Annotated in this window: 17 protein-coding genes; 15 read left to right on the forward strand and 2 right to left on the reverse strand. The window is 36.8% G+C overall.

The window, feature by feature from the left end; all coding sequences use genetic code 11:
• The first annotated feature begins 11 nt into the window (after nucleotides 1–11).
• The gene (locus NC799_RS03940; RefSeq protein ID WP_272445045.1) at nucleotides 12–833 is read left to right on the forward strand and encodes a carbohydrate ABC transporter permease; all 822 of its coding nucleotides are present in this window, start codon (nucleotides 12–14) and stop codon (nucleotides 831–833) included.
• Between the two features lie 219 nt (nucleotides 834–1052).
• On the opposite strand, the gene NC799_RS03945 is transcribed toward NC799_RS03940, so the two are convergent.
• Entirely contained in the window at nucleotides 1053–2234 is a 1182-nt protein-coding gene (locus NC799_RS03945) for an ROK family transcriptional regulator (protein ID WP_272445046.1), read from the reverse strand.
• 133 nt (nucleotides 2235–2367) lie between these two features.
• Here NC799_RS03945 and xylA point away from each other — a divergent pair, with 133 nt between their 5' ends.
• The 5 genes from xylA to NC799_RS03970 all read left to right on the forward strand — a co-directional run bounded on the left by xylA (nucleotide 2368) and on the right by NC799_RS03970 (nucleotide 9483).
• Nucleotides 2368–3693 (forward strand): xylose isomerase, encoded by a 1326-nt coding sequence (xylA, locus tag NC799_RS03950; RefSeq protein ID WP_272445047.1) that lies wholly within the window; start codon nucleotides 2368–2370, stop codon nucleotides 3691–3693.
• A 24-nt stretch (nucleotides 3694–3717) separates the two neighbouring features.
• A complete protein-coding gene (gene xylB, locus NC799_RS03955; RefSeq protein WP_272445048.1) occupies nucleotides 3718–5217 on the forward strand; it encodes a xylulokinase in 1500 nt (499 codons plus the stop codon).
• Nucleotides 5218–5399: 182 nt separating this feature from the next.
• Nucleotides 5400–7178 carry a cache domain-containing sensor histidine kinase gene (locus tag NC799_RS03960; protein WP_272445049.1) on the forward strand — a complete coding sequence of 593 codons (1779 nt, stop codon included), beginning with the start codon at nucleotides 5400–5402 and terminating at the stop codon, nucleotides 7176–7178.
• A complete protein-coding gene (locus tag NC799_RS03965) occupies nucleotides 7150–7920 on the forward strand; it encodes a response regulator (RefSeq protein ID WP_272445051.1) in 771 nt (256 codons plus the stop codon). Before NC799_RS03960 ends, NC799_RS03965 begins: the two co-directional genes overlap by 29 nt.
• A gap of 216 nt (nucleotides 7921–8136) precedes the next feature.
• Nucleotides 8137–9483 carry an extracellular solute-binding protein gene (locus NC799_RS03970; protein WP_272445052.1) on the forward strand — a complete coding sequence of 449 codons (1347 nt, stop codon included), beginning with the start codon at nucleotides 8137–8139 and terminating at the stop codon, nucleotides 9481–9483.
• A gap of 110 nt (nucleotides 9484–9593) precedes the next feature.
• Here NC799_RS03970 and NC799_RS03975 read toward each other — a convergent pair whose 3' ends face one another.
• Complete coding sequence (locus NC799_RS03975; RefSeq protein ID WP_272445053.1) at nucleotides 9594–10226, reverse strand: YesL family protein; 633 nt, start codon at nucleotides 10224–10226, stop codon at nucleotides 9594–9596.
• 174 nt (nucleotides 10227–10400) lie between these two features.
• Between NC799_RS03975 and NC799_RS03980 the strand changes: the two genes are divergently transcribed.
• From NC799_RS03980 to NC799_RS04020, 9 genes are all read left to right on the forward strand, one after another.
• Nucleotides 10401–11414, forward strand: a complete 1014-nt coding sequence (locus NC799_RS03980; RefSeq protein WP_272445054.1) for an alpha/beta hydrolase family protein — start codon at nucleotides 10401–10403, stop codon at nucleotides 11412–11414.
• A 446-nt stretch (nucleotides 11415–11860) separates the two neighbouring features.
• Entirely contained in the window at nucleotides 11861–12412 is a 552-nt protein-coding gene (locus NC799_RS03985) for a hypothetical protein (protein ID WP_272445055.1), read from the forward strand.
• Nucleotides 12413–12472: 60 nt separating this feature from the next.
• Nucleotides 12473–12655, forward strand: coding sequence for a cold-shock protein (locus NC799_RS03990; RefSeq protein WP_272445056.1), 183 nt, complete (start codon nucleotides 12473–12475; stop codon nucleotides 12653–12655).
• A 319-nt stretch (nucleotides 12656–12974) separates the two neighbouring features.
• Nucleotides 12975–14303: a multi antimicrobial extrusion protein MatE gene (locus NC799_RS03995; RefSeq protein ID WP_272445058.1), complete on the forward strand. Its 1329-nt coding sequence runs from the start codon at nucleotides 12975–12977 to the stop codon at nucleotides 14301–14303.
• A gap of 63 nt (nucleotides 14304–14366) precedes the next feature.
• Nucleotides 14367–16085 (forward strand): sensor histidine kinase, encoded by a 1719-nt coding sequence (locus NC799_RS04000; RefSeq protein WP_272445059.1) that lies wholly within the window; start codon nucleotides 14367–14369, stop codon nucleotides 16083–16085.
• Between the two features lie 29 nt (nucleotides 16086–16114).
• Nucleotides 16115–17302 (forward strand): Gfo/Idh/MocA family protein, encoded by a 1188-nt coding sequence (locus tag NC799_RS04005; protein WP_272445060.1) that lies wholly within the window; start codon nucleotides 16115–16117, stop codon nucleotides 17300–17302.
• A 274-nt stretch (nucleotides 17303–17576) separates the two neighbouring features.
• Nucleotides 17577–18494 carry a dihydrodipicolinate synthase family protein gene (locus NC799_RS04010; RefSeq protein WP_272445061.1) on the forward strand — a complete coding sequence of 306 codons (918 nt, stop codon included), beginning with the start codon at nucleotides 17577–17579 and terminating at the stop codon, nucleotides 18492–18494.
• Nucleotides 18495–18549: 55 nt separating this feature from the next.
• Nucleotides 18550–19731 carry a mandelate racemase/muconate lactonizing enzyme family protein gene (locus NC799_RS04015; RefSeq protein ID WP_272445062.1) on the forward strand — a complete coding sequence of 394 codons (1182 nt, stop codon included), beginning with the start codon at nucleotides 18550–18552 and terminating at the stop codon, nucleotides 19729–19731.
• A 17-nt stretch (nucleotides 19732–19748) separates the two neighbouring features.
• The gene (locus tag NC799_RS04020) at nucleotides 19749–20915 is read left to right on the forward strand and encodes a mandelate racemase/muconate lactonizing enzyme family protein (protein WP_272445063.1); all 1167 of its coding nucleotides are present in this window, start codon (nucleotides 19749–19751) and stop codon (nucleotides 20913–20915) included.
• Nucleotides 20916–21092: the final 177 nt, after the last annotated feature.

The following is a 21092-nucleotide window of genomic DNA, read 5'->3' on the forward strand; positions in this document are numbered from 1 at the left end:
AGGGCGCGTTAATGGGACGTTTAGGTTATTCGATTTTGTATGTTTTTCTAGCTATTGTTGCGGTTATTCAAGTCTTTCCGCTTGTGTGGCTATTCATGTTCTCGTTGAAGGATAATAGTGAAATCTTTGGTTTGTCTCCTTTTGCCTTGCCTACAGATCCAAAATGGGAGAACTATGTGAAAGCATGGCAGGGTGACATTGGTTTATATTTCTTCAACAGTATCTGGATTACTGTTTTAGCTATTATTCTTACTGTTATCTTAGCAAGTATGGCAACGTTTGCAATTACAAGGATGCAGTGGAAGTTAAGTGGTTTCGTGTTAATATTGTTTATGGTCGGATTAATGATTCCGGTTCAGTCTGCACTCATTCCGTTGTTCAGTATGTTTTTAGGAGTGAATTTAATTGACAATCCACTTTCAATTGTTATCACCTACACGACATATAATTTACCGATTACAATGATGATTCTTTTAGGTTTTTACTATACACTGCCACGTGAAATTGAAGAGGCAGCAGTTATTGATGGCTGCTCGATTAACCGATTATTTTTCCAGATTATTTTACCGATGACTACTCCAGTAATGTCAACAACTGTTATTATTAACATGATTTATAACTGGAATGAGTTTATTTTCGTTAACACATTTATTAATTCTAACAAGTTTAAGACGTTAACAGTTGGGATTCAGAATTTTATCGGTCAGTATCAAACCGATTGGGGACCAATTGGTGCAACCCTAATCATTAGTATCGTACCAGTATTAATACTGTTCTTTTTCTTTAGTAATAAAGTTGTCGAAGGGATTTCTTCGAGTGCAGTAAAAGGATAGATAGAGAAAAAAAGTAGGAAACTTATAGGTTTCCTACTTTTTTGCGTTTAGGTGATCAGAAAAAAAGCGTGTAGAAAGCCTATACGCCATTTGCATAATTAGAAAAGCGCAGGGCGCCTTGCCCAGAACTCGAGGGGGTAGGCGTCCGGAGCTAGACAGTTCTTGCATTTTTTATACTTTCTTACCTTATAAAATAAGTCGCTGATTCCCGTAGCACCTTTAAGGGTTTGTAACTAAGTCAGATTTAAAGAAATTTTCAATAATAAAGGCTGCTACCCCTAATGAGGTAGAATGTGTAGTCAATTCGGAAAACTTAATTTCTAACTCATCTCGATTAAATCGAAGTGCGTAATTATTGACGCGGTCATCTAATGAAGACTTAATCCATTTTTCTGATGTAGCAAGCCTGTTACCTATAATTATTTGTTGAGGATTAAACGTATTTATAATGTTGTTGATCCCAACTCCAAGAAAATCACCGATACCACTTAATAGTTGAATTGTTTCCATATGTCCGTTTTCAGCTAATTCATTTAATAGGTCTAAACTAATGGTCTGGTCGCTTGAAACTAATTCGAGTTCTTCGGCCCGCTTTATCAATGCTTGTTCAGAAGCATATAACTCCCAACAACCACGATTACCGCAGCGGCATTTCAACCCATTTATTTCAATCGTCATATGACCAAGTTCACCGGAGAATCCGTTATTCCCCTTATATAAGCTATCATTTAAAATTAGTCCAACACCAATACCTATGCCAACACTAATATAAATGATGTTTGAAAAGTCCTTTCCTGCGCCGAACATTTTTTCACCATAAGCACCAGCATTTGCTTCGTTTTCAATAATAACAGGGAGGCCAAATGTTTCTTCGATTACTGTTTTCAAATCAATGTTTTCCCAGCCTAAGTTAGGCGCTAAAAGAATGCTGCCCTCATTACTTACGATACCTGGCACTCCAATACCAATTCCTATAATACCGTAAGGGCTTTCAGGAGTGGACGACATTAAATATTCAATCGATTTGATTAGTTGCTTTAAGACAGATGGATAGGAGAAGTCATTTATCGAAACTTTTGTTTCATATATAATATTTCCATTTAGATCGGTCAATACTCCTAACAAGTAGTTAACACCTAAATCAAGCCCAATCGAGTAACCAGCATTTTGATTAAACAGCAGCATTACCGGCCTTCTTCCACCACTTGACTGTCCGGGCCCTGATTCATAGATTAATTGTTCGTCGATTAGTTCACTTACTAAAGAAGAAACAGTTCCCTTGTTCAATCCAGTAACTTGAGCGATATCAGCTCTTGAGATAGGGGATTTAACTTTAATTACTTCGAGTACAAGTGTCTTATTTTCCTTTTTGACTACATGTTGATTCCACGTTTGATTCACCGCATATCACTCTCTCGATTTTTTGTACTGTTATTTTAACATAAACTTAGTTCATTCGCTAGACAAACTATGAGAACGTTGCTATAATGAACACATAAAGTTAAATAATATTATCATTTGGAGGTTTTAGTAAATGGCATACTTTGAAAACGTTAACAAGATTCAATATGAAGGAGCAAAATCAAACAATCCTTTTGCGTTCAAATTTTATAATCCTGAAGAAAAAATCAATGGTAAAACAATGGAAGAGTTCTTGCGTTTTGGTGTTGCATACTGGCACACTTTCACAGCCGGTGGTACTGATCCGTTCGGTTCTGCTACAGCAATCCGTAATTGGGACAAATATACAGGAATGGATTTAGCTAAAGCAAGAGTAGAGGCAGCATTTGAATTTTTCGGAAAATTAGGTGTTCCATATTTCTGTTTCCATGATGTTGATATCGCTCCAGAAGGTGATACGCTAGCAGAATCAAATAAAAACCAAGACACGATTGTTGCAATGATTAAAGATTACATGAAGGATAGCGAGGTAAAGTTACTTTGGAACACAGCAAATAACTTTACAAATCCGCGGTTTGTACACGGTGCTGCTTCTTCAAACAATGCTGACGTATTTGCATATGCAGCAGCTAAAGTTAAGAAACAATTAGAAATTGGTAAAGAACTAGGTGGAGAAAACTTTGTATTTTGGGGTGGACGTGAAGGGTATGAGTCACTACTTAACACTGACCTTAAGTTAGAGCAAGACAACCTTGGACGTTTCTTCCAACTAGCAGTTGATTATGCAAAAGAAATCGGTTTCGATGCACAATTCTTAATTGAGCCAAAACCAAAAGAACCTACTACACACCAATATGATTTTGATGTAGCTACAACAATTGGTTTCTTAAGAACGTATGGTTTAGAAAACGACTTTAAGTTGAATATTGAAGCAAACCACGCTACACTAGCCGGGCATACTTTCGAGCATGAATTACGTTGGGCAAGAATTAATGGCATGTTAGGTTCTGTAGACGCTAACCAAGGCGACCCACTTCTTGGATGGGATACAGATGAATTTCCAACAGATCTATACTCAACTACATTAGCCATGTATGAAATTATTAAAAATGGTGGTTTAGGTACTGGTGGATTAAACTTTGATGCGAAAATTAGAAGAGGATCATTCGAACAAGACGATCTTTTCCATGCGCACATTGCTGGTATGGATGCATTTGCTATCGGAACAAAAGTAGCTAACAAATTAATTGAAGATAAGGTGTTTGATTCATTTGTTGAAGAGCGCTATGCTAGCTACACTACTGGTATCGGTAAAGATATTGTAGACGGAAAAGCAACCTTTACATCATTAGAAGACCATGCACTTAAGATTGGCGAAGTTACGCCAAATAAATCTGGTCGCGTAGAAAGCATTAAAGCGACCATTAACAAATATTTAGTTACTTCCCTTGCTGAGTAATTACTAAAAGAGAGGTGTCCTAAAATGAAGTACGTAATTGGTGTTGATTTAGGAACAAGTGCTGTAAAGTTATTACTTGTCAATCAAATGGGAGAAGTTACTTACGAAGTATCGAAAGACTATCCTTTGATCCAAGAAAAAACGGGATATAGTGAACAAAATCCTGAAGAGTGGGTGAGTCAGACAGTTGCAGGACTGTCTGAACTCATCAATGATTTTGGTGGGGATGTCCACGATATCGAAGGAATGAGCTTTTCCGGACAAATGCATGGACTTGTTCTTTTGAATAAAGACAATGAAATATTAAGAAATGCAATTCTATGGAACGATACGCGAACAACAAAACAATGTCGAGATATTTATGACAAGGTTGGACGCGAGCGATTTATTGACATTACCAAAAATATGGCATTAGAAGGATTTACTTTGCCGAAAATTTTATGGGTTAGAGAAAATGAACCAGAAATTTTCGAACAAGCAACTCTATTCTTATTGCCAAAAGATTATTTAAGATATCGTTTAACTGGTCAATTACACATGGATTACTCTGATGCTGCAGGTACGAGTTTGTTAGACGTGAGTGCAAAAGAGTGGAGTAAAGAAATATGCGAATTACTTGATTTAGATATGTCTATTTGTCCACCATTAGTCAATTCCTATGATGACGTTGGTGCTTTATTACCTGAAATCGTTCAACAAACAGGCTTGAATGCTTCAACTAAAGTGTTTGCTGGTGGAGCAGATAATGCTTGTGGTGCAGTTGGTTCAGGGATTTTGTCAGAAGGAAAGACTTTTGCAAGTATCGGTACATCTGGTGTTGTTTTGTCCTATGAAGAAAACGGGGATAAGGACTACGAAGGCAAGGTTCACTATTTTAATCATAGTGCTCCGGATGCTTACTACACGATGGGTGTTACGTTGTCTGCTGGTCACAGTTTATCTTGGTTTAAAAATGTGTTTGCGGAAAAGGAAGATTTTGACACTTTATTAAGTGAAGTGGGAAACGTTCCGGTAGGTTCTCACGGATTACTGTTTACTCCATACCTTGTTGGTGAAAGAACGCCTCATGCAGATTCAACTATTCGTGGTAGTTTTATTGGCATGGATAGTTCACATCGCCGTCGTGACTTTGCTCGTGCGGTGCTTGAAGGCATTACGTTCTCCCTTAACGAATCGATTGAAATTTTTAGGGGAAATGGCAAACAAATCGATGAGATCTATTCAATAGGTGGAGGAGCTAAGAATAAAGAATGGTTACAAATGCAAGCTGACATTTTTAATGCCAAAATTATTAAGCTAACGAGTGAGCAAGGACCTGGTATGGGTGCGGCGATGCTTGCTGCTTATGGATGTGGCTGGTTTACGACGTTACAAGCTTGTGCAGACGAGTTCCTGCAAGACGCTGAAACATATGAACCAATAAAAGAGAATGTGGAGAAGTACAAAACACTATTCTCCGTTTATAAAAAAGTGTATCATCAAACAATTGAGATTAATCAAGAGTTAATGGATTTTAGATCGTAACGGATAGTAAAGATGAGCAAAAACACTGTTTACATATAGTTAAACAGTGTTTTGTTTCACGTAAGCCAAGTTTATAAGTGAACATGAAAATTGCTACAGATTAACCCGATATTTTGTACCCCAACCATCATTATTTCTCTCATAAAAAAACTTCCAGATTATTGTAACGGAAAAACGTAAGGATGATTGCTGTGTTTTCAGTAGGAAAATTAAATACACTTAGAAATCAAATTCTGTTTGTCTTTGTGATAGTGATGGTAATTGTGCTCGTAATCGTTGGCATTATGACATTCAACAGAGTTTCTGCAATATTAAAAAATAATGCAGAGGACCAAATGAAACAAGTTGCTGCGGAAGCAAGTGGTAGGTTTGATTCTCTTTATGAACAAATTAACATGGTTACGAAACAAATCGCAACGAACGAAGATGTTCAACAGTTACTAAAGTTAGAAAATCAAGGGATAAAGACGACATTTAGTCAACGGCAATCCTTAATGGATATTACCAATACATTGCAAGCTAATGCAGATGGAATTTATTCTGTTGAACTGTATACAAGTAAATTTAAAAAAATTCTACCCCTATCAAGTGGATCGTTGCTAAATCGACTTGACGGTCGTTCAATATTCCAAGCAAATCAAAAAAAAGGTGGCCTAGTATGGGTTGGACAAGATCCAAAATTTGAAGATTATTTCTTAGCGATTCGGCAAGTAAGTCTAATGGATAATTCTTTCCGTAATGGTGGCTATTTACTCATTCAAATTAACAAAAGTTATTTCAAATATAATGCACCACGACAAACAGTCGAAAATCAATTGATGATTGTACTAGATCAACGGTTAAACCCGGTTGTAAGTAATTATTCAGGTCGCGAACAAGAACTGCTAAATACACAAAAAGAGACGGTTACAATCAATAATACAGAATATATGATTGTCTCAAACAAGTCTGATTCAACTAATTGGACGTTACTCATTTTAACTCCTGTTCAAGAGTTAGTAAAAGGGATGGATGTACTTAGGACGATTATTATTGTCTCAGGTCTTGTCGGCTTTGTCTTTTTCTCCATTTGTTCGCTTTTTTTGACAACATTTATTACTAGGCCAATTATTCAGCTAACAAATACGATGAGACAAGCAAGTAAGGGAGCATTGTCACAAAACCCATCGACTCCTTCAACAGTTGAAATTCATGAATTAAACAATACCTATAATCAATTAGTAGAAGAAACAAACCATTTAATCCAAATGGTTTATGAGAAGGAATTAACCAAAAACCGATCAGAGTTAAAGGCACTACAAGCGCAAATTCATCCCCATTTTTTATTCAATACATTAGACAGTTTATATTGGGCATTGGATGAAAAAGAGGAGAACGAATTAGCAGAATTGGTGCTAGCGATGTCCAAATTATTTAGGTATACCATTAGTAAAAATTTAGAAGGGGAATGGGTTTCAATAAAGGAGGAAATGGAACAAATCGACCGTTACATGCTAATCATGAGGATGCGTTTTGGGGAACGTTTGAAATGGATAAAGGACGTTCCGGAACAATGGGAACGGGTAAAAATCCCGAAACTTCTTATCCAGCCGTTAGTTGAGAATGCAATCCTTCATGGTGCAGGAAATAAGATAGGTGACTGTCATGTGTGTGTAACCGTCACACAATCAGAAAAATCTAATCGATTACTCATAACGGTACAAGATGACGGTCCTGGCATGGATAATGAAACAATCGAATGGATTTATAAGACGATGAACGTTGCGGGAGTGAACTCCGAAAAGGGGAGTGGCATCGCTATTTCAAATGTTCATAAACGTTTGCATTTATACTTCAGTCATGAGGATGTAAATGGATTAATAATAGAAAGTCAGAAAAATAAGGGAACAAGGATTTATTTTGAGATACCGATTTATGGGGGGGAGAGTCTAAATGCAAGGGAAAACGATTTTAATTGTTGATGATGAACCGAGGTCAAGAGAAGGAATTAAGAAAACATTGGATAATTGGGCAGAGGGGAAACTTAATATATTAACAGCAGCCAGTGGACATGAAGCAATGGAGAGAATGAACAATAATAAAATAAATTTATTAATCACTGATATCCGCATGCCTGAAATTACAGGATTACAGCTATTAGAGGCAATGAAAAAGCAAAATAAATTACCGGTAGTGATTGTTATTTCTGCCTATTCAGAATTTCAGTATGCACAAGAAGCATTAAGGTTGGGTGTTGTTAATTATTTGTTAAAGCCAATCAGTAAACAAGAGTTGGTTGAGGAAGTTGAAAAAGCACTAAAATTAGATGAAAAACAGGAAAGGGCTGGAATTATTGAACAAGTAGTAGATGAAAAATTACTTGATTTAAATTTAGATGGAAGGTTTGTGCATAAATCGATTAAAGAAGCGATCAGTTTTGTTGAAGAGAACTATGCCATGGAATTATCGTTAAAGGAAGTAGCCAACTACGTCCATTTAAACCCGAGTTATTTCAGTGCCCTATTTAAAGAACAGACAAATTTAACATTTAGTGAATACCTTACGAGATTTCGTCTACAAGAAGCGAAACGACTATTAATTACAACGAATAAAACGGTAAATGAAATTGCTGAAGATGTTGGGTATAAAACAACGAAATATTTTATTCGCCTATTTAAAGAATATGAACAAGCAACACCAAGTTCCTATCGTAAACAACCTTAAAACCCCCCTGTTTTTATTGAAAATAGGGGGGCTACCTCTTTTGAAAACCCTGCTTAAGCTTGCCTTAGGCTGGGCAAGGCGTCCTGCGCTTTTCTAAATGTTTTGGAAGCGGTTTCCAAATAAAGTAGTATTTTGTCCAATTATTGTTACCTTATATTTTTTAGGTGCGAGTGGTAGACTAAAAATGTAGAAATATTACTATAAGGGGGCTAAAACATGTTAAAAAACAAAACGTTGTTAATAATGTTAACGTTTGCAGCATTGCTATTCATAATTACCGGTTGTGGCGGTGGAAATGAATCAGATGATGCAAAAGGCGGAGATAGTAATGCAGAAGCTGGAGATAACAGTGGAAATGTCGAAGAAAAGACAATTACATTCATGAACTTGTGGCCTGAAGGAAGTTCAAAGCAGCATTACAACATTATACAAGGTATCATTGATGAATTTGAAGCAGCCAATCCAGGCGTGAAAGTGGAATCGCAAGCTCTTGGTAACGAGCAATACAAGGGTAAATTAAAAGTACTATCCGCTTCTAACGAGTTACCTGATGTAGGTATGACATGGGCAGCTGGATTTTTAACACCTTACGTGGAAGGCGAGAAGTTTGCACCGCTTGATGATGTATTAGAAAATGGATTAGCTGATTCATTCGTACCCGGTACTACAGAAGCTTATGCAATTGACGGTAAAACTTACGGATTACCACTAGAGCTTAATATTGCTCCAATTTATTACAACAAGCAAATATTTAAAGACAATGGTTTAGAAGTTCCAACAACATACGAAGAATTCAAAAATGTTATTCAAACATTAGTAGATAATGGAATTACTCCAATTACAGTAGGAAATAAAGATGCTTGGACAGGTTCATTATGGTACATGTACTTAGCTGACCGCATTGGCGGACCTGAAACAATTACGAATGCAATAAACCGTACTGGTTCATTTGAAGACCCTGCTTTAATACAAGCAGCTGAAGAAATTCAAAATCTAGTTGACATGGGTGCGTTCGTTAAGGGCTACAACGGTTTATCTAATGATGAAGCAAAAGGCTACTTTATGAATAACCAAGCTGCAATGTACTTAATGGGTACATGGGAGCTTCCGAACTACACGACAAATGAAGATGTACCTCAAGAATTTAGAGATTCGATTGGTTACTTTAAGTTCCCTACTGTAGAAGGTGGAGAAGGCAACATCGATAGCTTTGTTGGTGGCCCTGGTGTTGGTTTATTTGTATCAGAAAAATCAGAGGTTAAAGAAGAAGCAAAAGATTTCGTATCATTTTTTGTTAAGCGTTGGGGTGAGCAATCAGTTACAGATGCAGGTGTAATTCCTGCTACAAAGGTTGATACATCAGAAACTGAATTACCACAACTGTATGTTGATATTTTGGATGCCTTAAGTAATGCATCTAACATCACTCTATATGCTGATGTTCAAATGAACCCAACTGTTGCTCAAGTGCACTTAGATATGATTCAATCATTATTTGGTAAACAAGCAACTCCAGAAGAATTTGCTAAAAAGCAAGAAGAAGCATTGGCTGAAGAAGAATAAGTAAATAGTAAAGAGGTTGCCAAAGGAAGGTTTTTTCCAGTGGCAACCTCTTTTGATTTAAAGAGAAATATGAGAAATCAGATACCTAGCGGAATGAAACTTCGAACCAATTAGTTCTCGTTATCTTGTTTTTTCTTGTCGATTTTTTCAAATGCACGTAAGGCTGGCCACATGAAAATATAAGTTAGAAAACTTCCGCCGAAGAAAAATACAAGTCCAGGGATTGTTGTTAATGCAAAATAGACGGTGATTACACCAATAATCATCAAAAGATTGTATAACGGATTGATCATCATAATCAAAAAAGCATTTTTAAACTTCTGGAAGAGATTAATGTCATAATGAACGTAAACTGGAAATAAATAAAAAGTAGTCAAAATAAAGGCAAAAATAAATAAGTAAATTGGAATTTGCACAAGTGCAGTGATGCTATTATTGCTTAATTGGATGAATCTTAAATCGACAAGGATGATAAATCCCAAAATGACTAGGATTAATCCCAGTAGATTTCCTTTTACAAATTCTTTCTTATAATGGCTCCAAAAGGTTTGAAAAACGGGCAGCTCTGTCTCACCCATAATCCATTTTCGGACTATGGCAAACATAGCGATTGTGGCCGGGAAAAATCCGAATAAAAGCAACCCTAACAGCGAAAATACTAGCCATAATATGTTGACATATGCAAAACGTGTAATCCATTCAGTTATCGTATAAAAAAATCCCATGTTGCTGGATTTAGCCATGTATAAGTCCTCCTGGAGATAAAAAATATTCTCTATCTATTTATTTTAACACATACTGGTAAGAAACGCGCTCGCTTTTTGAACAAATCTTATTGACATTTCCCACATGGTTGATTAATCTTTATACTATATTTTGAAAACGCTTCCTTTTATAGGTGGTAGGAGGATGGAGTAATGATTGATTCTTTTTTTGAACAAATTTATCTTGATACGGTAAACGAAACGGGGAATGGTAACGGTGAACTTCAAAGGAATAAAAGGAGACAACAGATTGATGCATTAATGGGTGACTTTCGAGACTACAACGTCAAGGTTACTAATGTACAAGTCGTTGGAACAGTTGAATATGACGAATATACACGTCAAAAGTTAATGTTTCAATTTGCTAAGGACTTAACCGGTTCTACCTATGTGTTGACACCAAAAAACGACAGGGATATTCACCCAACCGTCTTAGCAATACATGGGCATGGCTATGGAAATAAAGAAATTGTTGGTTTAACGAAGGAAGGTGAAGAAGACAACAACAACCAGTCCGGTATTTATCAACACTTTGCTGTTCAATTGGTCAAAAGAGGGATGAAAGTAATAGCACCGGAAGTATTAGGATTTGGTGAAAGGAGGTTGTCTGAGGATATAGAGGATGATAAACCTTCTTCGTGTGAGCCAATGGCTACCCAATTACTAATGACAGGCAGAACACTTGCAGGTCTTCGTGTAACAGAAACAAGACGATTGATTGATTGGGTGGAAACAATGGAGGATGTGGATAAAAAAAGAATCGGAATGATGGGTTTTTCTGGTGGTGGACTAATTGCAGCATTTACTGCTGCACTAGATAACCGAATAAAGGCAACTGTAATTAGTGGATTTACTAATACGTTTAAAGGAAGTATTTTGGCTATTCATCACTGTATTGATAACTATGTTCCTGGAATATTAGAAATTAGCGAATTGCCAGAAATAATTGGTTTGATTGCACCTAGGGGGTTATTTGTTGAAGGGGGACATGATGATCCTATTTTTCCGGTAAAGCATACTAAGCTGGCTATAGCCCAACTGGAAGCGATCTACCGAGATATGTACGATTATCCTGATCGATTTAGTTATGACATCTTTGAAGGAAGTCACCAAATCGGTGGGGAAAAGTCCTATGATTGGCTTCGTAATTACTTATTAAACATTTGAAATAGAAGCTTTTTTTTAAAAAGATAAGAAAGATAACAAATGCAAGAGCTGTCTAGCAAGGCTCGACTTGCGCTTTTGTTCATAAACCAGGCCCTCGTTCGTAATTGAATGAGGGCTATTTCCATACAGAATGACAGAATACTGTTTAATTCTCCTACTTGTTTATTATTTCCGAATTTAAGAATTATCTTCTTAGAATTATAAGACGTGAGCACTTTAATCGATTATTGTATATGTATGCTACAATTCCAACTTACCCTTTTTAAATCTCAAAAATATAGGTGAATTTTCTAAAAAGAAACGGTTACAAAATCAGGGAGGATGAGCTATAATTAAATAAGTGCATGTAAGTACATTTAGATTAAAATTACCAATATTATATTCGGTTGTACGTATATGAGTTTGGTGAACGAAAAGAATCTTTCTATAAAAGGAGTGGGTAAATATTGGTTGAGTATATTCATATTAAAGAAAATGGGTTCTATTTGGCTTTTAGGATAGGTGGACGAAATATTCGATTGCTTCATTTTGGTACAAATGAAAATGTACCTAAGCAGGAATGGATAGAGAAAAATAGTAATGGGCAACCATTGGTCAAAGCAACCAATAATTCAGATTTCCAGCAGGAGGAAAATCGAATAAAATATCAAGATTTAATCGACAGAAGAAACGAAAATGGCAGAGAGATTGTTTTCTATTTATACGATCGAGTAGAGGGCGTAACGATTAAATGTATCTTCCTATTTATCAGCAAATATCAAGTTGTAAAGATGTGGACAGAAGTTGGGAAAGAGGAAAACAGTAATCTTGTTTACGAAACATTCTTGCAGGAAAGTTCCAAGGAAGTAACCATTGAAACCTTTAATGGACAGAAAAACACGGTTAAAGTAGCTTTTCCTACCAAAAGGAAAATAAGTTTCCAGTGGGATGAGAAAAAGGAAACACTTGGTTTTTCCACGGACCAACAGGATAATGAACTAGTAAGTTCAATTTCATGACTTTGTTTTTGTCCCCTAAATCATCTATAATGGAGAGAGACCCAGGAAGGGGGACGTCATGTGGCTTATTATAATAACAGGAAAGAGCCTGTAGAACAAGTAGAAACGATGGTGTGGTCATGCACTAGTGAAACGTGTTCAGGCTGGATGAGAACAGACTATTCTTTTGACAAAGAACCAGTTTGCCCACTTTGTAAATCAGAAATGAAAAAGGAAGAGCGTTTACTTCCGAAAATCGATTAAGTATGATGAACTTTCTCTTGTGATGTAAAAAAGAAGACCTGAATCGGTCTTCTTTTTTACATCACAAGAAAGAAAACATAAAAAGTCCAAGAGCTGTCTACTTCGCATCTAGCTAAACAGGGTAATCCACGCGGGAATAATTATCATATTTCTAAAAGTAAGAATTTTCTTCTAAGAATGATAAGACACTTCTTCGTCTTCCATGTAAACTATTTTTAATGTTGGTTAAACAGTTGTAATTAATAACAACGTTGTTAATTAACTTCTTCTCGTGGTAAACTTGAAATAATCGGCAAAGTGGGAAAAAGGTGGGGGTTTATTGAAAGAAAATAAAAGCCAATTCACGTATAAAATGCTTCTGGCATTTTTCTTACCATTGGGTCTAGCACAGAGCCTAACCTCAATTACTCATGTAATTATTAATGGAACGTTAAGTCGGGGAGAAAATGCTGCATTTATTGTTGCTAGCTATGCGGTAGCCTTTTCTATCTATGGAATTATTGAAAAGCCTATGCTTGTCTTCCGCCAGACTTCTTCAGCACTAGTTACTAATAAACAGTCTATCAGAGCACTTACTAAATTTTTTATCGGAGTAACAGTAATTCTCATTTTCGTGTGTGTAATTATTGCTTATACTCCGGTAGGCGGCTGGGTATTTATCCATTGGTTTAATGCAAGTGAAGATATGGTACAAACAATAGCCGATGTATTTAAAGTGATTATGTTTGTGATTTTTTTCTCGGGAATTCGAGGATTACATCAGGGGGTTATTATCAATCACTTCCAAACGAAATGGTTGACAGTTATGGTTGTTGTTCGTTTGATCACCATGTTTATGGTTGCTTTTGTGTTAGTTACCTTCGATTTCATTACTAGTATTGGTGGTGCATTCATTTTACTATCAGGGATGATGGTTGAATGTATCATTAGTGTTTGGAAAGGGAAAAAATTAATGAAACGTCTGCCTGAGTCAAATAAGGTTTTAAAAACCTCGCAGATTTTTCAGTTTTATAGCCCAATTGTTTTTTATTTTGTGTTCCAAACGCTTGCTATTCCGATTATTTATATTTATTTAGCGAAAACAAATGATATGGAACTAGGAATCGCTTCGTTTGCACTCGCACATAGTGTGACAAACATGGTATTAAGTTTTTTTATGTATTCGCATCAAGTCGTATTGCAGTTTTATACGAAACATAGTGTAAAAGTCATTCGGTTCATGATTGGGGTTTGCCTTATCCCGTCAATGCTTATTGGGGTTCTTTCTTTTACCTCGTTAGGAGAAATCTTCATGAAGAATTTAATGGGGGCAGACGCAGAGCTAACGGCTGCAACAATAGAGGTATTAAAACTTTACATGATTAAAACACTAGTTTTCCCGTGGATTGATTTCCTAAATGGTTTCCTCATGCTAAAAAGAAAAACACAACGAATGATCATTGCTCAAAGTATGAATTTACTAGTTACTGTTGTTGTAATGGTTGTATTAGTAAGAATGCTACCGGAATGGAATGGGAAAATTGGCTCTCTTGCTGTGTCATTAGGCGAGGTAGTTGCACTAGCTACTGTTGGTGGACTCGTTTACTCGTTCACTAAAAAGGAAAAAGTAGCTACTTCTGATAAGAAGGGCTATTCCTATAATCAATAGAGGGAAAGTGGTACTTTTGTAGAATAGTTACTTAACATATATTTTACAAAAGGAAGGGACGAGATGTTCTTAAAACAGTTTTATAGCAATTTAAAAATAAAAGATAAAATCTTTTTTATATCTCTATTGCTCTTATTCATATTTGGCAGCATCGGGCTCGTATCTTTTCAGTACTTCACCAAACTATATGAAAAGAGAATCTATCAAGAATCAGCCAATATGCTTAATATGTCTTCAACAATTATTGATAATGAACTGAGGGCAATTGAGGACCTTTCTTTTCAAATAAGTACAGACGATATGATTCAAAAATATTTAAAAAGTATCCAAGGATCAGAATTTAATTATGAAATGTATGTAAATCGAACTAATTTGATTTTAAGATTGGGAACGTTTGCCTCATCTGAAAGATATATCTCATCTATTCAAATTGTTGATAGCTTTGGTGCCAACTATTTTATTGGTTTTGATTCAGAAATTGGAAATGCTGAAATAGACCTTAACCAATTATTGGTTGACTCGAATGGGGCAAATGTTTGGTCGAACATCGATAATGAGAATCGTATTATTTCAGCAAGAATTATTAGACAAAAGGAAAATCTATCCCTACAAGAACTCGGGACATTAATTATTGAAATTGATATGGATATATTAATGGACCAATTGATTAATTTATCGCCTAATCGCTATGTAATAACCCAAGGGGAAGAATTGTTCTATCAAAATAGTGATAGTAATGTTGCTACTAATGAGTTTACGCAAGGTCTTTTGGATAGCGGTTACAATGTTGAAGAAATAGACGGGGATGATTTTCTTGTTTCCTATAAGCAATCGCGTTATACCGACTTAACGTATTATAATTTTTTGCCTTATAGTTATCTCACCAGTCAAACCAATTTGATTAAAATTATAGTTGTAATTTGTTTATTGATAATGTTTGGCTTTACTATTTTTTTAAGTAGAAGAGCAGCCCAAAACATAACGAAGCCACTTGAAGATTTAACAGCAAAAATGAAGCAAATTGAGAAAGGGAATTTTGATGGTTCCGTGGCTCGGTTTTCAAATTATCATAACGATGAAATAGGTCAACTCCAAGTAGATTTCAAAATCATGTTGGACAAAATAAATGAGTTAATCCGAGAAAACTACCAGAAACAATTAGTGATAAAGGAGACAGAATACAAAGCATTACAGGCACAGATTAATCCACATTTTTTATACAACACATTAGACTCTATTAATTGGTTTGCAAAAATAAATAAACAAGAGAAAATATCTATTTTAGCTGAGTCTCTAGGTAATTTGATGAGAAATATTATTAGCAAAAAAGAGCCTCTAATAACGATTAAAGACGAATTAGAAATAGTCCATAATTATGTGACAATTCAAAAGTATCGTTATACAAATCGGTTACAATTTGAACTACACAGTTCACAAAAGTTTCAAAATAGTAGAATACCAAAGCTATCGATTCAGCCGATTGTTGAAAATGCTATTCAACATGGACTAGAAGAGATGATTACAGAGTGTAAAGTATCTGTGATTATCTCTGAGTTTGATGATGATTTAATTATTACAGTAGCTGACAACGGTCCTGGCATGGATGAGGAAACCATTCATTCCATTTACGCTGGGGATGTTAAGTCAAAAAGCTCTGGAATTGGCCTGAACAATATTAATGAGCGGATCAAGCTAATGTTTGGCGAGTCGTACGGGATAGTGATTGACAGTGAAAGAGGCGCCGGGTCAAAGATTAGTATTATATTGCCATTTCTGAAATAGGCATTTAATAAGAAAAAGGGTGGAAAACGATGAGGAAAAAGGTAGCGGTATTATTAGTTGGTATTGGTGGATATGGAAATATTTATGTGAAAAAATTATTAGATGAAAATCACGATGCGTATATTGTTGGTGCTGTCGATGTTAATCCGAAAGTGTGCAAGGACTATGATCGACTAGTTGAAATGGACATTCCGATATTTCAAACGATGGATCAGTTCTTTGCGAAGCACCAAGCAGATTTAACAATTATTTCGACACCGATCCATTTACACAAGTCGCAAACGTGTCTCGCCCTAGCAAATGGTAGTCATGTTTTATGTGAAAAACCAATTAGTGCAACTTTAGAAGATGCACAAGAGATGATGCTTGAGCGAGACCGTTCCGAGAAGTTTTTAGCGATTGGATTTAATTGGTCATTTTATCCTTCTGTTCAACAATTAAAGCAAGACATATTAGATGGTTTATTTGGCAGACCAAAGCGTTTGAAAACAATCGTGTTATGGCCAAGGAATAAAGCCTACTTTGAGAGGTCAAATTGGGCCGGAAAAAAATATAGTTCAGCTGGGGACCTGATCCTTGATAGCGTTGCAAACAATGCCACAGCACATTTTTTGCACCACATGTTCTACCTTTTAGGGCCAAGTACGGAACAGAGTACCTCGCTGAAAAATGTAACAGCGGAACTGTATCGTGCAAACCTAATCGAAACATTTGATACGTGTGCTTTAAGGATGTATACAGAAGATGACGTGGAGCTATTGTATTATGCAACCCATGCGGTGGAAAAAGAAGAGGGTCCAAATTATCTGTTTGAATTCGAGCGTGCAACCATTTCTTATCAATCAGGGGAAGATATTATTGCAACGTTTCATGACGGTACGAAGCGCGTCTATGAAAATCCGCAAAAGGATCATTTTGCAAAATTACCCGTTCTAATTGAACGTGCAAAAGAAAATAGTCATGATATTTTATGTGGCGCAGAAGCATCATTAACTCATGCAATTTGTATTAGTGCGATGCATCGCTCTGTTCAAAATATTCCGACATTTCCTGCAGAAATAATAAACGTGAGGGATACCGATCAATTAACTTGGGTATCAGGCCTCGAGTACGGATTAAAGCAAGCATACGATAATTGGTCACTTCCAAATGAACTTGGAATGGACTGGGCAACATCTGGTGAGACGGTATCAATCAAGGATATTGTGAAAAGTTAAGTCAAAGTGGTTATCCAATTTACAATTCGATAACAAGGCCTGGTTTACAAGATAAGAGAAAAATCCAAGAGCTGTCTAGCGCAGGGTACGCCCTGCGCTTTTCTTAATTAACAGGGATATTTTTCTTGTCTGCAAATTGAATTTACCTAGGAAGTGTTGTCTGATAACATCGTTCCGTAAGTAAGTATCGGAACAAATCGAAAAAGATGGGCACAGTTAAAATCCAGGGATGCAGACCTTACCGAAGTTTAGACGATAAAAGGAGGATATGTTGATGAGTTACGTCGATTTTAGTAAGAAATTAGAAACAATCTCAGGTATTACTGTTACCCCTTTTAAACAAGGTACGAAGGAAATTGATTGGCAAGGTGTAAGAGACAATGCAGAATACCTTGTAAACAAAGGGATTAAAGTAATTGTTCCGTGTGGGAATACGAGTGAGTTTTACTCTTTGACAGTCCAAGAGGCAAAAGAAGAAATAAAAACTGTCGTTGAACAAGTAGATGGTCGTGCAACTGTAATTGCTGGGATTGGCTATGCTGTAGACACAGCAATCGAATTAGGAAACTATGCCAAGGATGTAGGGGCAGACGGTGTAATGATTCACATGCCAATTCACCCGTATATCACGAATGAGGGGGCTGTTGATTATTTCAAAAAAATTATCGAATCGGTTGATTTACCGTCCATTATTTATTTCAAAAATGCTAGTCTAAGTGACAACGTTTTACATCAACTAGCACCGTTAGAAAAATTGGTAGGTGTGAAATATGCAGTAAATGACTTACCAAGGTTTGCTCATACCGTCCAAATAGCAAATCCAAATCATCATGTGACCTGGATTTGTGGCACAGCGGAAAAATGGGCGCCGTTTTTTTATCAGGCAGGGGCTAAGGGATTTACGTCTGGTCTAGTCAACGTCTATCCAGAAAAGGCATTAGCATTACTTGAGGCTTTATCCAAGAATGAGAGGGAAGCTATTTGGGCACTATGGGAGGAAATTCTACCATTTGAAAACCTTCGGGCGAAATACAATAGTGGTAATAATGTTGTTGTTGTCAAAGAAGCAATGGAGCAGATCGGATTAAATGCAGGTGTGACAAGGGAACCGGTTGCCACACTTAACAAGGAAGATAAAGAAGCAGTCGAAGCTTTGATTAAAAAGTGGGGCCTTAAGTTACAAGCTATTTAGTCAATAGTGATACCAGTTACCGGTTACTTAGCTTCTAAATGAGGAGATGAAAAAAATGAAGATTGTTGATTTGAAATTAACAGTTGTCGGTGTTCCGAGGCATACTGGTTTTGTAAATAAGCATGTCATTATTGAACTTTTTACTGATGAAGGACTAATAGGAATTGGTGAGATGTCTGACTTTTCACATTTACCAAGGTATGCCGTTGATGTGAGTGATCTTACCAATGTTTTACGTTCCATTCTAGTTGGGAAAGACCCATTTGATATTTCGCTTATCAATCAAGAACTAATTGGTAATTTTCCTGAAGCGATGTATTACTATGAAAAAGGTAGCTTTATTCGCAACGGGGTCGATGCTGCGCTACACGACGTATGTGCGAAATATTTAAATATTTCCGTTTCCGAATTGTTAGGCGGACATGTGCGAGAAAAAATTAAGGTGTGTTATCCAATCTTTAGACACAGATTTTTATCAGAGGTTGAAGGAAACTTAGCAACAGTTAGAAAACGCTTTAACCAAGGGTTTGATGTGTTCCGTTTATATGTAGGTAAGAATCTTGATGCTGACGAAGCATTTTTAGACGGGGTTGCAAAAGAATTCGGGTCAAAAGTAACGATTAAGTCACTCGATTTCAGCCATTTGTTAGATTGGAAAGAATCACTCCGTGCCGTTAAGCGGTTGTCCAACTATTCCTTTGAATTAATAGAAAGTCCAGCTTTGGCCAACGACTTTGATGGGTTAAGAGAGTTTAGAACGAGAGTAGATGAGCCAATTAGTGAACACGTTTGGAGCTTTCGTCAGCAATACGAAATGATTAAGCGTGATTCCGTTGATATCTTTAACATTTCACCAATTTTTATCGGTGGATTGACTGCCGCGAAAAAAGCTGCTTCCGCTGCAGAAGTTGCCGGGAAATCTTGTCTGTTAGGAACGACCCAAGAATTATCGATAGGTACCGCAGCGATGGCTCACCTAGGAAGTACACTACTTAACTTAAATTATACATCAGACCCAACAGGTCCAGAATTATATGTCAGTGATATTGTGAAAGATAAAATCACCTATGAGAATGGCTACCTTAATGTACCGAGTAAAGGGGTAAAAGGTCTAGGAGTAGAACTAGACCCTGATAAAATTGAGAAATACCGGGTGGATGACTTAAGCTGGGGTAAGGTAACGGTCCACCAACTTCAAGATAGAACAAGCGAGTGCAGCGGTGAAAAATTAAAATAGCAAAGGATGGGTTTGTTGTGCGAATTGTCGATATCAAAGAGAAAGCTGTCTCAATCAAATCAACAATAAGTAATGCCTATATTGATTTTAGTAAAATGAATGTTTCAGTTGTTGCTGTCGTGACCGATGTTGTTAGAGATGGAAAACCAGTCATCGGTTATGGATTTAATTCGAATGGTCGTTATGCACCTAGCGGAATGCTTCATGACCGATTTATTCCAAGATTACGAGATGCAAAGCCAGCAGAGTTACTTAATGATGCAGGAACTAATTTTGACCCACACCGAATTTGGGATGTTTTGATGAAAGGAGAAAAGCCTGGTGGTCACGGGGAGCGGTCTGTTGCGGTAGGAACACTCGATATGGCGATTTGGGATGCTGTTGCTAAAATAGAAGAAAAGCCGTTGTATCAGCTGTTAGCAGATTGGTATGGGAATGGAACGCCAGATGAACAAGTATTTGTCTATGCAGCAGGAGGCTATTACCAACCAGGGAAAGGGTTGCAGGAGCTACAGGACGAAATGCGAAACTACTTAGACATGGGCTACTCTGTCGTCAAAATGAAAATCGGGGGAAGTTCGCTTGATGAGGATTTACGTAGAATCGAAGCTGTGTTAAAGGTAGTGCCTGACGGGGGTTCACTTGCCGTCGATGCAAATGGTCGCTTTGATTTACCAACAGCAATTGACTATGCAAAGAAACTAGAACCTTATAATCTGTTTTGGTACGAAGAAGCAGGTGACCCACTTGACTACCAACTCCAAAATGAGCTAGCAAACTATTATAAAAATCCAATGGCAACAGGGGAGAACCTATTTTCGATGCAAGATGCTAGAAACCTTATTCGGTACGGTGGAATGAGATCCGACCGGGACTACTTACAGTTTGATTGTGCACTAAGCTACGGGTTAGTAGAATATATGCGAATCCTAGATATGCTAAAGGAATATTCCTGGTCACCGAGAAGGTGTATCCCTCATGGAGGACACCAAATGTCACTTAATATTGCTGCTGGTCTTGGTCTTGGTGGTAATGAATCGTATCCTGGCGTGTTTGAACCATTTGGGGGCTTTGCCGATAATATTCCAATCGAACATGGCTATGTGAAGTTGCCGGACATTCCTGGTGTCGGATTTGAAGCAAAGGCAGACTTAATTGAGTTAATGCGAACAGTTGCGAAATAATAAAGCGTAGGGCTTAAATCGCTAAATCTCAATTTCTATAGGAAATGTATAAAAAAATAGTGAAGGAACCTAATTGTCTGATTATTGTACATGGACCACTGTAGATTTTATTTAAAGAGATAGATAGATATATTATGATATATCTGTAAACGCTTTCAGTGGTTACAAAAAACAAAG

The organism is Aquibacillus salsiterrae, assembly GCF_028416595.1.
Lineage (GTDB): Bacteria > Bacillota > Bacilli > Bacillales > Amphibacillaceae > Aquibacillus_A > Aquibacillus_A salsiterrae.